The following is a 14,386-nucleotide window of genomic DNA, read 5'->3' as shown; positions in this document are numbered from 1 at the left end:
CCCGATCTTACCGCAGGGTGCGGTTCGATGGTAGGGCAGAAGCCGCGGGCGCGGCCGCCGCGGGCTTCTCGCGGGAGTCGGAAAGCTCTTGCTCGCGGCCCGACCGGCTCAGGGCGACGACGCTGGGATGCTTGGCCCAGTGGGAATCGGCGAGCCGGGCGAAATCGGCGAACCGCTGTTCGCGGTACGCCTGCAACGCCGCCAGCAGCGCCCGCTGGGCGTTGACCCGCACGGCCTTGGGGGTGGCCTCGCCGACGATCTTCACGTCGTCGAGCCAGAGCGACCCCGCGGCCGCGACCTCGAACTTCAGCCGGGCGGAATCGAGCCCTCCTGGGGGGAGGTCGGAGGCCCGCACGGCCAGCGACTTCCACTCGCGGGGCACGACGATCTCGGAACGTCGGACGTACGGTCGCCCCCCGCTCTCGCCCTCGATCCAGACCCGGACGATCGCATTGTCCTTGTCGCCTCGAAGGTGCGCCTGGATCAACATGGTCGAGCCGGAGTTGGGGACGAACTCGCCGCTGACGACCGCGGCGGCGCCCCGGCTCGCTTCGAGCTTCAGGCTTCGCGTCCCCGAATGGGGACGGTCCTTGTCGAGCGTCAGTTTCGCGCCGGCCTCGCCCGCCTTGTCGAGCCGCCATCCTCCCGGGATCGGACTTTCCGGCGTCGCCGGCGTCGCCGAAGCCGGGGCGGCCGGTTCCTGTTCGAAGCCTGGGTTGGCGGGCTCGGCGAGCGTGCTGGACCCGCCGCGATTGAGCCTTGCGAGCTGGTTCGACAGCTCTTGATACTTCGCTTCCATGCTGGTGAGCACCGCTTCCGACGGATAAGGCGTCGTCTCGGCGAGCTCGACATGGGGAGCGTCGACGCGGATGATCGAGACGCCGAACGGGAGCAGGTCGATCACCAACTGGCGGCCGCCGGCGACCGATTGCGGGGCCAGGCGGAGATTGCGGCCCAGGTCTTCAACGTTCGCGGCGTCCGCCGACTTGAGCAGGCCCGCCATCCGGATCGGATAGGGCGTGTCGTTGGCGAACTGGAGGATCGTGTGCTTGCCGTCGACAAGCGATCGGACGACGACGCCCGAGTCTTTCCGGTCCTGCGAGGCGGCCGGCGTGGGCTGCGTCCGAGCGGGAAGATGGGCGAGGACGTCGCCATAACGACGGAGTCGATCCTCGTGACCGGCGACGGCGGCGGCCGAGAGGACGACCCAATGCGCGTCGAACGCGGCGATCGCGTGGGCGAGCGGTTCGTCGGCCTGGGCCCCGTCGCCCAGCGGCAGCGACGTCAAGGCCAGGCGCGGGGCCGACGCCTGAGAGTCCGCCGGCGAACCCGCTTCGTTGGTTCCCGCCTCGCCCTCGACGCCGAGCAAGAAGCCGCAATTCGGGAATGCGGCGACCTTGGCATCGAGATCGGGATGAGCCGCCAGATCGTGGGCCAGCGCGTCGGACGCCAGTTCGGCGCCGCGGAGCACGAGCGGTGCTTCTGGACCGGACGGCCAGAGTTCCAGGTCGAGGCCGACGCTGCGCCACGCCTGACTGGGCGCGAGGCCGGCGAGGTCGACCCGTTTCGCCTCGTTGGCGGCCGGTCCGCTGTCGAGCGTCGGCGTCGCGAGCGCGAGCACCGCGCCCGGCGAGGCCGCGCGGGCGGCCTCGGCCAGCTCGGTGTAGAGTTTGGCGATCGCCCGAGCCCGCCAGGTCAGCCAGGGCATCCGGCCGACGCCGGCCAGGTATTTCGAACGCGCGGTGAACCGATCGGGATCGGTCGTGCTCAGACCGGGGATCTCCTTGGCGACCTCCGGTCCGAACGTCTCGTTCACGAATCGGGCGTAGGTGTCGTCGTCCATCCCCGTATCGGGCGTTCCCAGCAAGGTCGGCCCGCGACCGAGCCGGATCAGCACGCCCGAAAAGCCGAGGCCGTCGCCGCGTTTCGCCAGGCTCTCGACGACGCGGGCCTTCATGGCGTCGCGAACTCTGGGGTTCAACGGGTGGTACGAAGCGCCGTCGGCCACGCCGAGGCGGCCGATCCGCACCAACCCTTGCTGGAGCGCCTCGGCCGAGTCAGGAGGAGGCAGCCCCGGAAGGGCGTGCTTGCCTTCCAGGTCGAGTTCGAGCCAGGCCGTCTTCTCGTGTCGTTGGAGAATGCGGAGGGCCAGGTCCAGCCGATCGGGGCCGGTCGCATCCTCGCAGAGTTGGCCCGACAGCCCGCGGCGCCCGGGCCGATCGCCGAGGTGCTCCGGCAGAACGACGAGCGTCCCGCCGCACGCCGCCAGATAGCTCTCCAGGTTGACCACCGTCTCAAGGGAGTTGGTCAGGCCCGACTCGCCCGAGCCCCCGAATCGGTCGATGGCGTTCGGACCCGTGAGAAGTAGGCCGACGCCTCGCTTCGGAGGATCGGCTTGGGGGTGGCTCGGCCTCGGGGCGGTCGTTGGATCGAGTTCGACCAGCTTGACCCCGCCGATGCGGACGTCCGAGGCCGCGTCGCGATTGAGCAGGATCAGCACGGGCTCGGTCGTGCCCGGCCAGAAGATCCAGTTGAAGGTCGTCGTCGGGCCGGGCTTGAGGACGGGAGGCCCGCTGCCGCAGGCGTCGAGCAAGAGCCGGGGGGCGCGGTCGCGCGACCCCGGGTCGACCAGGGCCACGCCAAGGGCCGACGGCTCGCCGCCGGCGATCGTCACCGAGATCCGATGGGCTTTCTCGGGGTGAGCGACGTGAAGCGCCACGGCCGACCACGACAGGCTCGTCGCGTCGGCCGCGCCCAGGCTCGCCGGCTCGGCCCCGGCCCTTGTGATGAAGCTCCTCAGCCGCTCGCGTTCCTTCTCACGACGGCCCGCCTCGACGAAGACCTCTTCCGGGATCTCCCATGGCGACCCCGGCGAGACCGGCGACCGTCCCCAGGCCGAGAACCGCGTGTTGCGGATGCGCGACAGATCGAGCGAGTCGACCTCGGTCTCGCGAGGACGCGGATCGCCCACCAGCAGAGGCGCGCTCTTCGCCTTCGGATCAACGACGGCGAGCACGACGCGCCGCGAGGCCGTCCCCGTGACGGCCGTCCCCTTGCGACGCCGGATCAGCCGGCCGATCCGCGAGCCGTCGCGCGCCCCGACGGCCTCCCAGACCGCTTGAAGTTCGAGGACGTACGTTCCTTCTTGCTCGGGAGCGGGAACCGACCAGAGGCGCGAGGGAGGTTCGTGGCGGTTGGCCGGGACGATCTCGCGCTGTTCAAAGCGCCAGACCGGCTCTTGCTTGCCGATCGGCCTGAGCACGGCCGTCGTCCGGACTGTGACCTCGGCCGCGTCCGGATGGAGGATGTTGTAGCCGACCGTGACCGGAACTTCGACGCCGGGGGCCGACACGCCCGACTCGGCTCCCGCGCCGAAATCGACGGCGAGGGCGTCCCAGGGGAGCCGCTCCACCTTCAAGCTCAGCGGAGCCGGCGCGGCGATGTGCTGAGGACGTTCCAGAATCGCGGCGAGCGGCAAGCGGACGACCTGTCCGCCGCGCTTCACCACGAGTTCGGCGGCCAGACCCGACTCGATCCGGGCCCTGATCCGGCCCGTCGGCTCGCTCCCCAGCCGCCGCGGTCCGTCGCCGGCGTCCGCTGGCTCGATCACGCGCCGGTCCGACGGATCGGTCGGCGGCCATGCGACCGCCTCGATCACGTCTCCATCCGTGAGCTCGATCGTCAGTTCCCGAGACGTGGCGGACGCGGGCGCCGCTTCCTCGGCGGCGACGCTCCAGCTCAGCTCCACGGCGAGAGCCACGCGTTCCGAAGCGGGTGTGCCCGTCCTGCCGCTCTCACCGCGCGCAGCGAGGCTCGACGCCCCCATGAAGGACATCACCAATATCGCCAGGCCGTCGCGCCATCCTTTGCGCATGAGCCCTTCGCCGCCCCTCCGCTCGAATCTTGATCGATCGTCCGGCGACCGTCGCGCGGCGTCCTGCCTCGGAAACGGTCGCGAGTCTGACCGGCCTATCCAACCCAACCGAGCGCGGAATGCGTCTCGACGGGGCCTCTTGAAGATGTGCAATGGATCGTGGATCGGCCGGAAATCGGCGTCACTACAACCGAAAGTCGAAAATCGGGCAAGAGCGGGATCGCCGATTCGGTCGCGACGTCGGAACGCGCGACCAGCCCTTGGCTTTCCCGATACGGGTGACATGGGCTTCCTCATGTGTCAAAATCCGAGGAGCAGACCGGCACAGGGCGGTTTGCGTTTGGGATGTACACGCTTGGTGGACGCTGGAAGTCCGTATCGCTGTAGGGGCGTCCCTTGTGGGCGCCCGAATCGCCAATGCCGTCGCGGTCGCCGACGCCGATCGGGCGCCCACAAGGGACGCCCCTACGTGGGCAACCCGAACGTCCGGCGCGGAAAGGTTCATGGTCATGGCTCATCGTCTCAAGGGGATGGTTTCCCCTCTTTCCATATTGCTGCTCTCGCTCGTGGCGACGGCTTTCGCGTGGGGGGAAGAGCGTCCGAACATCGTTTTCCTGTACGCCGACGACATGACGTATGCGGCGGTTCATGCGCTCGGGAACTCGGAGATTCAGACGCCGAACCTCGATCGTATGGTCCGGCGAGGCACGACCTTCACTCACGCCTACAACCAAGGCGGCTTCCACGGAGCGATCTGCGTGGCCAGCCGGACCATGCTGCTGACGGGTCGCTATGTGTGGCACGCCCGCGACTTCGACCAGCAGTTCCAGAAGGACGCGAAGAATGTTCTCCTCTGGCCTGAGCGGATGAAGGCGTCGGGCTACGACACGTACATGACCGGGAAATGGCACGTTCCGCTGCCTGTGAAGTCGATCTTCGACACGGTCGCCCACTATCGGCCGGGGGGGATGCCCAGGACGGTCGCTCAGTCGTACGATCGGCCGCGCGAGGATCAGCCCGACACCTGGAAAGCGTGGGACGAATCGCTGGGCGGCTACTGGGAAGGGGGCCGACACTGGAGCGCCGTCGCGGCCGACGACGCGTTGGCTTTCCTCAAGACGGCGGAGAAGCGACCGAACCCGTTCTTCCTGTACATCGCGTTCAATGCGCCTCACGATCCCAGGCAGTCGCCCAAGTCGTTCATCGACCGCTATCCGTTGGAGAACATCAAGCTGCCGGCGAGCTTCCTGCCCGAGTATCCGTGGAAGAAGGAGATCGGCTGCATGCCCGAGACGCGCGACGAGGCCCTCGCGCCGTTTCCTCGAACCGAGCACGCCGTGAAGGTGCACCGCCAGGAGTATTACGCGATCATCACCCATCTCGACGAGCAGATCGGCCGCGTGCTCGACGCGATCGAGAAGAGTCCCGAGGCCGCGAACACGTATCTCTTCTTCACTGCCGACCACGGGCTGGCCGTCGGCCATCACGGCCTGGTCGGCAAGCAGAACCTCTTCGACCATAGCGTCCGCGTGCCATTCATCGCGGTCGGGCCGAAGTTCGCCGCCGACAAGCGGATCGACGCCGCGATCTACCTCCAAGACGTCGCGCCGACCACGCTGGAGCTGGCCGGCGTCCCCGTCCCGCCCGAGATCCAGTTCAAGAGCCTGCTGCCGCTGGTCCGTGGCAAAGAGTCCGTCCACTACGACGCGATCTACGGCGCTTATATGAACCTTCAGCGGAGCGTCACCCAGGACGGCTACAAGCTCTTGCTCTACCCCGAAGTGCCGAAAGTCCTGCTGTTCAACCTCACTGACGATCCCGACGAGCTGCACGACCTCTCGGACGACCCGGCTCAGAAAGATCGGATCGCCCGCTTGTTCCGCCGATTGACCGCCCTCCAGCCCGAGACCGGCGACACGCTCGATCTGACCGCGAAATTCCCGCAACTCACGCTAAGCAGCGATTAGGCGATCAGGGTCGAGGTCCAGTCGAGTCCACGGATTTGACTGGATCCGACGTCGGCTTGTCAGCTGCGGCTCTCCAGTCCTTCGGCACTCCGGGCTTGGTGGCGACGAGGATTTCGAGGATGGCCCGCCGGTCGTCCGGCGAGAGATGGGCGAACGCCGACCCCTGATCGGCGTTGGTCAGCACCTCGAAGAGCCTTCGATAGACGTAGTCTTTCGCCGGCCTGGGCAACGCATCGAACGCGGCGGTGTAGATCAGGTAGCTGCATGGATATTTGAAGATCCTTCGGGTGAGATCGAAGTCGCGGAGCGAGCGTCCCTTGCCGTCGCGTGGACCGCGCGCCGAGAACTCCCGCGTGAAACCCGAGTCGCCGACGACCGGCTCGGTCAACGGCGCTTCGCCCGCGAACAGGAGGTAGCGAACCAACTCCTCCGACGGTACTTCGATCTTCTTTCGCGACTCGGCCGAGATCGCGTCGACGCCGCGTCCCGCCGCCTTTTCGGCGTGCAACGCCAGACGGGTTTGGTAGTTGGCGACGGTGATCAGATTGTGCAACTGCACCTGATGATCCAGAACCAGATGTGCGACGATGTCGCTGTGTTGGGTCGGATACGAGGCGATGGGGAACCGGGACGCGAGGTCGACGACGTTGCCGTCGGTCGCGTCGACCTTCCCCCCGTCGGCCGAGTCGACGACGAGGTTGCCCAGGTGCGTCTGCCGACCGTGCGTCCCCGTCACGTACCAGCCTCCCCAGCGCTCGGCGAACGGGCTGCGATGGTCGGTGAGGTAGGGCCGCGTCTCGGCCGTCTGGTTTCCCTTACTATTCGTGACGATCGACCGGAGCAGGACGCCCGGAACTCCCTGGGTCCTCGCCCCGACGTGGCACTGGATGCAGTCGAGCTCGGCCTTCGTGAAGCCCCGTGAAGCCGTGGGCGTCTGATCGAGCGTGTAGAAGATCGCGCCCTGGTTGGCGTCGAACGACACAATCTCCAGGAATTCGCCTCCGTTGATCCAGCCGACGTACACGTCGTCGTTGAAGTAGAGGGCGCGAGGCGTTTTCGGCGACACCTTGCGGAACTGGAGGCTGCTCTTGGAATACACCAGAGCCTGCGACGACAACGGCACGTCCAACTCGCGAAGAACCGACTTGAGATAGCCGTTGACTCCCTCGAACTCCAACCGCTTCTCGCCGCGCTCGATCCGCGCCTGAACCTTCGCCACGGGGTCCTCGGCGCGATCGACGTAGTAGCGAATCGGATCGTCCTGAAACGGGATGAACTGGGCCTCGGCCGAGACCAGAAACAGTCCCTGGGCGAGAACCAACGTCACGCCTCCCCGCGCCATCGCCGAGGCCCGTCGCGTCCACTTGACCTCGATATCGATCATCGCTGTGCATCTCCTCAAACCAGGGCGTTCGACCTTGGACGCCCCCGGGGCCAGGCTCGGACGCGTCTCGAAAATCTCAGTGCCGGTTCCAGACGACATCGCGGAACAAGAAGCCAATCATTGATCATTGGTAATGTCTATCGACAAAATAGGAATTGTGTCAAGAGCGGCCGTCCCGCTGATTCAAGATTTCTCGATCGCTCGTTCGGATAGGCCCGCATGGGGTATCCAGGATCATCGTCGACTCATGCCGACTCAAGAAAACGAGCGATTCGAGAATTTGTTGCTTGACATTCTCTATTGCGCCTATAGGTTTGATATGAATTCGGCCGAAGCAGTAATGACCTGACACAGGACGCCGTGTTTCATTTCGAGACGAGGGCGGGTTTCACTGGCTTCGTCGTACGCGCCGGGAGCGGGAATCGAAGTGGAGCGGATGCGAAAGAGGTGATCGATCATGAGGTTCTTGCGTCATGAAGACATTCCGCGTGGGCTGGGTCTGGGGTTGGTGTTGTTGTTGTTGATGGGCTGCGGCTCATCGACAAGCGTCGCGCCCGCTGATTCGCCGACCTTGATCGCGGAAGCCGGTCCGACGGCTTCCAAGTTGGTTTCGGCGACGAAGACGAACGGCAAGGCTCGCGGTCCTCGGACCCGGCCGGCGCAATTCCTGGATCCTAAATTCGGCAAATAACGATCCGATTCGCGCCAGGGCGCGGCGGACGATGGTTTTCGCGAACGACGCACGACGGTCCCGATCGGGATCGAGGTTCGCTCTGCGCGCCCTCATCGGTGAAGGCCCACGCTTTATCAGGAGATGTCAGGAATGAAGATGTACAACTCAGGCAAGACCCTCGATCGAGGTTTCACTCTGATCGAGTTGCTGGTGGTGATCGCGATCATCGCCGTCTTGATCGCGCTCTTGCTGCCCGCGGTCCAGTCGGCCCGCGAGGCGGCCCGTCGAGCCCAGTGCACGAACAACCTCAAGCAGCTCGGGCTCGCGTCCCACAACTATCTGAGCGTTCACAACACGCTGCCCATCGGCGGTTATTTCAACTGGGCCGGCCAGCAGACGACGTGGGAGAAAGGGGTGCTCGTCGGTCTCTCGCAGTTCATCGAGCAAGGCAACGTATTCAACGCGTACAACAGCCTCGTCCGATACACCGAGCCCGCCAATACGACGGTTCTGGCCGCGAAGATCTCCGCTCTCTATTGCCCCAGCGATCCCAAGATCAGCGACCCGCCGGCTATCAACTATCCGCCGACCTTCGTGAACTTCCTCGTCGGCCGGACCAGTTATCGAGGCGTAAGCGGACCCTGGACCAACCCGCCGATCGGTCCGGACCCCGCCGCCGAGCCGAACTACCCGGCCTTCAAGTCGAACGCCCTGGGGGTGATCCACCTCTACAGCAATACGTCGATCGCTTCCATCAGCGACGGGACGAGCAACACGTTCCTGTTCGGCGAGGGCGCGTACGGCAAGCTCAACGAGTCCGACCAGTCGGGATTCCACTGGTGGATGGCCGGCAACTACGGCGACACGATCCAGAACACGATGTATCCGCCCAACCCCAAGCGCACCGACGTCGACGACCTCTACAAGAACTACAACTATCCTGAGTCGACCTTCCTGATCTCGGCGTCGAGCAACCACCCCGGCGGGGTGAACTACGCCTTCTGCGACGGCTCGGTGCGGTTCGTCAAGGACTCGATCAATTCGTGGCCCCTCGACGGCACCCACCAGGACGCTCCGAGCAACGTGGTTCAGACCATCCTGAGCCCCCCCTACGCGACGTTCGCGCTCAAGCCCGGCACGTCATTCGGCGTGTACCAGGCGCTCTCCACGAAGGCCGGCGGCGAAGTCGTCAGCTCTGACGCTTACTGATCCCGTTTTGACCAAGGAGCGTTCCGCCAATGTCTTCCATCCAACGTTTGCCGAGCCGCGTCCGCCGCCTGATATGGGCTGGCGCGACGGCCACGATGCTGATCGCCGGGACGTCGTACGAACGGGCGCACGCCGCCGAAGTCCCCGCCGGGGTCGAGGGAACCTGGACGCTGGTCCGGTCCGAAGTCGACGGGGAGACGACCCTCTACCGAGGAGGCGAGCTGTCCCATGAGAGCGAGGGCTACACCAGTTCGCTGCGAGGGGCGATTCGTCACAAGCTGAAGCTGAATTCCGCCAGTAAGCCCAGGACCATCGACTGGGTCCGGATCGAGGCGCCCGACGAGGGGAAGGCCTCGCCCGGAATCTACAAGATCGAAGGCGACGTGATCACGGAGAACTTCGCGCGTCCCGGAACGCCTCGGCCCTCCGACTTCGCCACCCGGCCGAATTCGGGATATCGCCGCTCGGTGTGGAAGCGGACGGGCGAGTCGCCCAAACCCGCTCCGGCCGACGACGCCAAGGCGATCGAAGGAACCTGGGAACTCACCGAGGTCGAATTTAACGGCGAATCCACACCCGTTCACGCTTCGAGGACGGTCCAAGGCGAGGACGCGACCACGACCTTCGAGGTCGCCGTCAAGGGGCGCAAGTCGTGGGACGCTGCCGCGAAGCCCGCGACCGTGGATCTGACGCCCGAGTCGGCCCGCGACGCATCGGCGTCGATCCTGGGCGTCTACAAGATCGAGGGTGACGTCTATACCGAGGTTCTCGCCCAGCCCGGCAAGCCGCGGCCGACCTCGTTCTCCGCGCCGGCGGGCAGCGGACGGACGCTTCTGGTCTACCACCGCGTGAAGTCTTGAATCGTGCTCGAAGCCATCCCCAAACCAGGTCGACGATGCAGATGGAGGCGTCCGGCGGGCCTGGCCGCCGGCGCGATAGATGTGTCCGGCTTCCGCCTCACGGCGATCGATTTTCCAGCAATCTGGACTTCGCCGCTTGGACCGCCCTTCGGATCCGAGGCAGTCCGGATGGTCGAAGCGACGAGTCCCTAATGTAAGGAATTCACCTGATGAAGCGTCTGTTGTCCGTGTTGGCCGTGGTCGCGACCTCGGCCGTTGCTCAAGCAGGCACCATCGACGGCGTCTGGGAGGCGAAGTCCTCCATCGGCGAAGTCGACGTGCCGTTCAAGGTCGAGTTCTCGGGAGAAGGCGAGAACTTCAAGGGGACGTTGTTCGACGGCGACGTACCCGTGCACTCCACGAGCGGGAAACTCGAGGGCGACACGTTCGTCCTCAAGTTCGACCACTTCCTCGGCAAGCTCAAAGGGACGATCAAGGACGGCCGGATCGAGGGCGCGTACTCGAACGCCGGCCGCGAAGGAGGCTACGTTCACGAGTTCTCGGCGGTGCGGCCCTCGAACAAGCCCGTCGTGGCCGCGAAGGACGTTCCCTCGATCGACGGCCAGTGGGAGATTCCCCACGAGAGCGCGAAAGGCGAAAAGGCCTGGCGATTGATCATTCATCAGAAGGGCGACGAGGCCGCGGCCACGATCCTCCGGATCGACGGCGACACCGGCGGCCTCAAGGGGCGTTATCAGGACGGCAAGTTCATCCTGAGTCTGTTCGCGGGCTCGAAGGTCCTTCGCCTCGACTTGGTCCCCACCAAGGACGGCACCCTGGACCTGACCCTGCACAGCACCTACGCCAAGTTTTTGACCAAGAGTGGCGAGACCGACAAGACGTACCTCAAGTACGTTGCGTACCGTCCCGCCGACGCGCGGGCGAAGGGGCTTCCCGAGCCGACCGACCCGCTCAAGCACACGACCGTCCGCAACGCCAGCGAGCGGTTCAAGTTCCAGTTTCCGGACGTCGACGGCAAGGTCTATTCGAGCGAGGACGCGAAGTTCAAGGGCAAGGTCGTGGTCGCCGTCGTCACCGGCACCTGGTGCCCGAACTGCCACGACGAGGCCCAGTACCTCGTCGAGCTGCACAAGAAGTATCGCGACCAGGGCCTTGAGGTCGTCGCCCTCGATTTCGAGGAGAACGAGCAACAGGAGCAGAATTACAAGCGCGTTCGCGCGTTCGTGAAGCACTACGGCGTCGAGTACCCCTACCTGATCGCCGGGGCGCCGCTGGAGATGTGGACCAAGGTGCCGCAGGCGGTCAACCTCAACACCTGGCCGGCCACGTTCTTCATCGGCCGCGACGGCCTGGTGAAGCAGATCCACGCCGGCTTCGCCAGCCCGGCGAGCGCCGAGCTGAATACGGAACTCAAGAAGGAGTTCACCGAGACGATCGAGAAACTGCTGTCGGAGAACAGCACCGCGTCGCGCTGATGGATTCAAGGGCGGAAGACCGACTCTCGACCTTCCGCCCGTGATCCCGTTCCCGATCGGTTTGGAAAGCCAGACGCGCGGCGGATGTCGCGCGTCTGGCTTTTCGCTTTACTCACTCAGCGTCTTTGCCGCCGGTGAGGAGCTGACGGAGGACGTACGGCAGGATGCCGCCGTTCTCGTAGTAGCGGACTTCCTGGGGGGTGTCGATGCGGACCCGGACGGGGAACCGCAGGATCGTGCCGTCGGCTCGGGTGGCGGCGAGGATCAGCCGGCGGGCGGTCGCCACGCGATGGGCGATGCCCTCGTCGGGGTTTTCGACGCCGAAGAACTCTTCACCCGTGAGCCCGAGGCTCTCGGCGTTCTGCCCGTCCTCGAACTGAAGCGGCAGGATGCCCATGCCGACCAGGTTCGACCGGTGGATGCGCTCGTAGCTCTCGGCGACGACGGCCTTGACGCCGAGCAAGAGCGGGCCCTTGGCGGCCCAGTCGCGCGACGAGCCTGAGCCGTACTCCTTGCCCGCGAGGATGATCAGCGGCGTCCCCTCGGCCTGGTATTTCACCGAGGCGTCGTAGATGCTCATCACCTCGCCGGTGGGCAAGTAACGCGTCCATCCGCCTTCGGTGCCGGGGGCGAGCTTGTTCCGCAGGCGGACGTTGGCGAACGTGCCGCGCACCATGACCTCGTGGTTGCCGCGACGCGAGCCGTACGAGTTGAAATCGGACGGCTTGACGCCGTGCTCGATCAGATAGCGGCCGGCGGGGCCATCGGCCTTGATCGAGCCGGCCGGCGAGATGTGGTCGGTCGTGATGCTGTCGCCCAGCACGGCCAGCACGCGGGCCCCGGCAAGCGGCTTGAGCGGCGAGGGCGCGACCTGCATCCCCTCGAAATACGGCGGATTCTTGACGTACGTCGAGTCGTCCTCCCAGACGTACAGGTCGCCCTGCGGGATCGGCAGGCTGTTCCACTGGGCGTCGCCCTGATAGACCTCGCTGTACTGCTTGTGGAACATATCGGACTTGACCGATTCGAGAACCGCCGTCTGGATCTCGTGCTGGGTCGGCCAGATATCCTTGAGATAAACCGGCTGGCCCTGGGGGTCGACGCCGAGCGGGTCGGAGGCGAGGTCGACGTCCATCGTGCCCGCCAGCGCGTAGGCGACCACCAGCGGAGGCGAGGCCAGGTAGTTGGCCCGGACGTCGGCGTTGATGCGGCCCTCGAAGTTGCGGTTGCCGCTGAGAACAGCGACGGCCACGAGGTCTTCTTTCTGGATCGTATCCGAGATCTCGACCGGGAGCGGTCCCGAGTTGCCGATGCAGGTGGTGCAGCCGTAACCGACCGTGTTGAACCGAAGCTGGTCGAGGTACTTGTCGAGCCCCGCGTGTTCGAGGTAATCGGTGACGACCTTCGAGCCGGGCGCGAGGCTGGCTTTCACCCAAGGCTTCGTCGACAGCCCGCGCTCGACGGCCTTCTTGGCGAGCAGCCCCGCCGCGAGCATCACCGACGGGTTCGAGGTGTTGGTGCAGCTTGTGATCGCGGCGATCACCACCGAGCCGTTCTTGACGTCGGCCGCGTGGCCGTCAGCCGGTACGTCCTTCGCCGGCTTGGCCTTGGCGGGATGAGCCGCGATCAGCTCCTTGAGGGCGGTCTGGAACGACGACTTGGCGTCCTTCAGGCGAACGCGGTCCTGCGGCCTGCGCGGGCCGGCGATGCTCGGCTCGACCGTCGAGAGGTCGAGCGAGAGCGTGTCGGAATAGACCGGATCGGGCGTCGACGCGTCGCGGAACATCCCCTGCGCTTTGTAGTATTCCTCGACGAGGCGGATGACGCTTTCGGGACGCCCCGAGAGGCGAAGGTAGCGAAGCGTCTCGACGTCGACCGGGAAGATGCCGCAGGTGGCGCCGTACTCGGGCGCCATGTTGGCGATGGTGGCGCGGTCGGCCAGCGGCAGGCTGGCGAGCCCCTGCCCGTAGAACTCGACGAACTTGCCGACGACCCCCTTCTTGCGGAGCATCTGGGTGACGGTCAGCACCAGGTCGGTGGCCGTCGCCCCTTCCGGCAGAGCCCCGCTCAGCTTGAAGCCGACGACCTGCGGGACGAGCATCGACACCGGCTGGCCGAGCATCGCCGCCTCGGCCTCGATGCCGCCGACGCCCCAGCCGAGCACGCCCAGGCCGTTGATCATCGTCGTGTGCGAGTCGGTCCCCACCAGGGTGTCTGGATAGGCGAGTGCGCCTTCCTCGGGAGTCCCCTCGGCGACGAACACGACGCGGGCCAGGTACTCGAGATTGACCTGGTGGACGATCCCAGTGTCGGGCGGAACGACCTTGAAGTTGCGGAAGCCGTTCTGACCCCACCGGAGAAACGCATAACGCTCGCGGTTGCGCGTGAACTCCAGTTCGGCGTTGGCGAACAGGGCGTGCGCCGTGCCGGCCTCGTCGACCTGGACCGAATGGTCGATGACCAGCTCGACGGGCTGGAGCGGGTTGATCCGCTTGGGGTCGCCGCCGAGCGCCTTCATGGCGTCGCGCATGGCCGCCAGGTCGACGACGGCCGGGACGCCGGTGAAGTCCTGGAGCAAGACCCGGCTGGGCCGGAAGGCGATCTCGCGATCGGGATCGGCTTTCGGCTTCCACTGCGCCAGGCCACGGACGTCGTCGGCCGTGACCGTCAGCCCATCCTCGTTGCGGAGCAGGTTCTCCAGGAGGACTTTCAACGAGAACGGCAGGAGCGTCACATCGAGCCCCTGCTCGGCGAGCGCGCCCAGGCGGTAATAATGATACGTCTGGCCGTCAACGGACAGCGCACTCAATGCGCCGAACGACTTGGGCATCGCCCCGTCCCTTCAAGCAAACTGGGTCTCACGCCGATCCGGGCTGAGACTCCATCGCGTCATTGCGAGGACGAGGCGAATGGGACCAGCCGAGCCCCAGGGGCTCGGTCCGGC

Annotated in this window: 8 protein-coding genes; 4 read left to right on the top strand and 4 right to left on the bottom strand. The window is 65.9% G+C overall.

All coding sequences use genetic code 11. The annotated features are described in order from the left end of the window. Positions 1-7: 7 nt before the first annotated feature. Entirely contained in the window at positions 8-3,874 is a 3,867-nt protein-coding gene (locus tag BSF38_RS24980) for a hypothetical protein (protein ID WP_076349782.1), read from the bottom strand. A gap of 509 nt (positions 3,875-4,383) precedes the next feature. On the opposite strand from BSF38_RS24980, the gene BSF38_RS24975 reads away from it, so the two are divergent. Further along, positions 4,384-5,841: a sulfatase family protein gene (locus tag BSF38_RS24975; protein ID WP_210405643.1), complete on the top strand. Its 1,458-nt coding sequence runs from the start codon at positions 4,384-4,386 to the stop codon at positions 5,839-5,841. Between the two features lie 4 nt (positions 5,842-5,845). On the opposite strand, the gene BSF38_RS24970 is transcribed toward BSF38_RS24975, so the two are convergent. Both BSF38_RS24970 and BSF38_RS31540 read right to left on the bottom strand, forming a co-directional pair. Continuing rightward, entirely contained in the window at positions 5,846-7,225 is a 1,380-nt protein-coding gene (locus BSF38_RS24970; RefSeq protein WP_076349781.1) for a hypothetical protein, read from the bottom strand. Positions 7,226-7,696: 471 nt separating this feature from the next. Then, positions 7,697-7,858 (bottom strand): hypothetical protein, encoded by a 162-nt coding sequence (locus BSF38_RS31540; RefSeq protein WP_168189456.1) that lies wholly within the window; start codon positions 7,856-7,858, stop codon positions 7,697-7,699. A 190-nt stretch (positions 7,859-8,048) separates the two neighbouring features. On the opposite strand from BSF38_RS31540, the gene BSF38_RS24960 reads away from it, so the two are divergent. The 3 genes from BSF38_RS24960 to BSF38_RS24950 all read left to right on the top strand — a co-directional run bounded on the left by BSF38_RS24960 (position 8,049) and on the right by BSF38_RS24950 (position 11,442). Beyond that, positions 8,049-9,107 carry a DUF1559 domain-containing protein gene (locus tag BSF38_RS24960; protein WP_076349779.1) on the top strand — a complete coding sequence of 353 codons (1,059 nt, stop codon included), beginning with the start codon at positions 8,049-8,051 and terminating at the stop codon, positions 9,105-9,107. Between the two features lie 29 nt (positions 9,108-9,136). Then, entirely contained in the window at positions 9,137-9,967 is an 831-nt protein-coding gene (locus BSF38_RS24955) for a TIGR03067 domain-containing protein (protein WP_083713423.1), read from the top strand. Between the two features lie 209 nt (positions 9,968-10,176). Then, positions 10,177-11,442 (top strand): TlpA family protein disulfide reductase, encoded by a 1,266-nt coding sequence (locus BSF38_RS24950; protein WP_076349777.1) that lies wholly within the window; start codon positions 10,177-10,179, stop codon positions 11,440-11,442. A gap of 112 nt (positions 11,443-11,554) precedes the next feature. Here the strand turns inward: BSF38_RS24950 and acnA are convergent, their stop codons facing one another. Continuing rightward, on the bottom strand, positions 11,555-14,272 hold the full coding sequence (gene acnA, locus BSF38_RS24945; protein ID WP_076349776.1) for an aconitate hydratase AcnA: 2,718 nt from the start codon (positions 14,270-14,272) through the stop codon (positions 11,555-11,557). Between the last annotated feature and the right edge of the window lie 114 nt (positions 14,273-14,386).

It is taken from the genome of Paludisphaera borealis, from assembly GCF_001956985.1.
Classification (GTDB): domain Bacteria; phylum Planctomycetota; class Planctomycetia; order Isosphaerales; family Isosphaeraceae; genus Paludisphaera; species Paludisphaera borealis.
The sequence above is the reverse complement of the archived record's forward strand: the minus strand, read 5'-3'. Positions and strand labels throughout refer to the sequence as shown.

Coding starts and splice junctions, on each gene's coding strand:
- BSF38_RS24950 (WP_076349777.1), top strand. CDS start 10,177: ATGAAGCGTCTGTTGTCCGTGTTGGCCGTGGTCGCGACCTCGGCCGTT.
- BSF38_RS24980 (WP_076349782.1), bottom strand. CDS start 3,874: ATGCGCAAAGGATGGCGCGACGGCCTGGCGATATTGGTGATGTCCTTC.
- acnA (WP_076349776.1), bottom strand. CDS start 14,272: ATGCCCAAGTCGTTCGGCGCATTGAGTGCGCTGTCCGTTGACGGCCAG.
- BSF38_RS24955 (WP_083713423.1), top strand. CDS start 9,137: ATGTCTTCCATCCAACGTTTGCCGAGCCGCGTCCGCCGCCTGATATGG.
- BSF38_RS24960 (WP_076349779.1), top strand. CDS start 8,049: ATGAAGATGTACAACTCAGGCAAGACCCTCGATCGAGGTTTCACTCTG.
- BSF38_RS24975 (WP_210405643.1), top strand. CDS start 4,384: ATGGCTCATCGTCTCAAGGGGATGGTTTCCCCTCTTTCCATATTGCTG.
- BSF38_RS24970 (WP_076349781.1), bottom strand. CDS start 7,225: ATGATCGATATCGAGGTCAAGTGGACGCGACGGGCCTCGGCGATGGCG.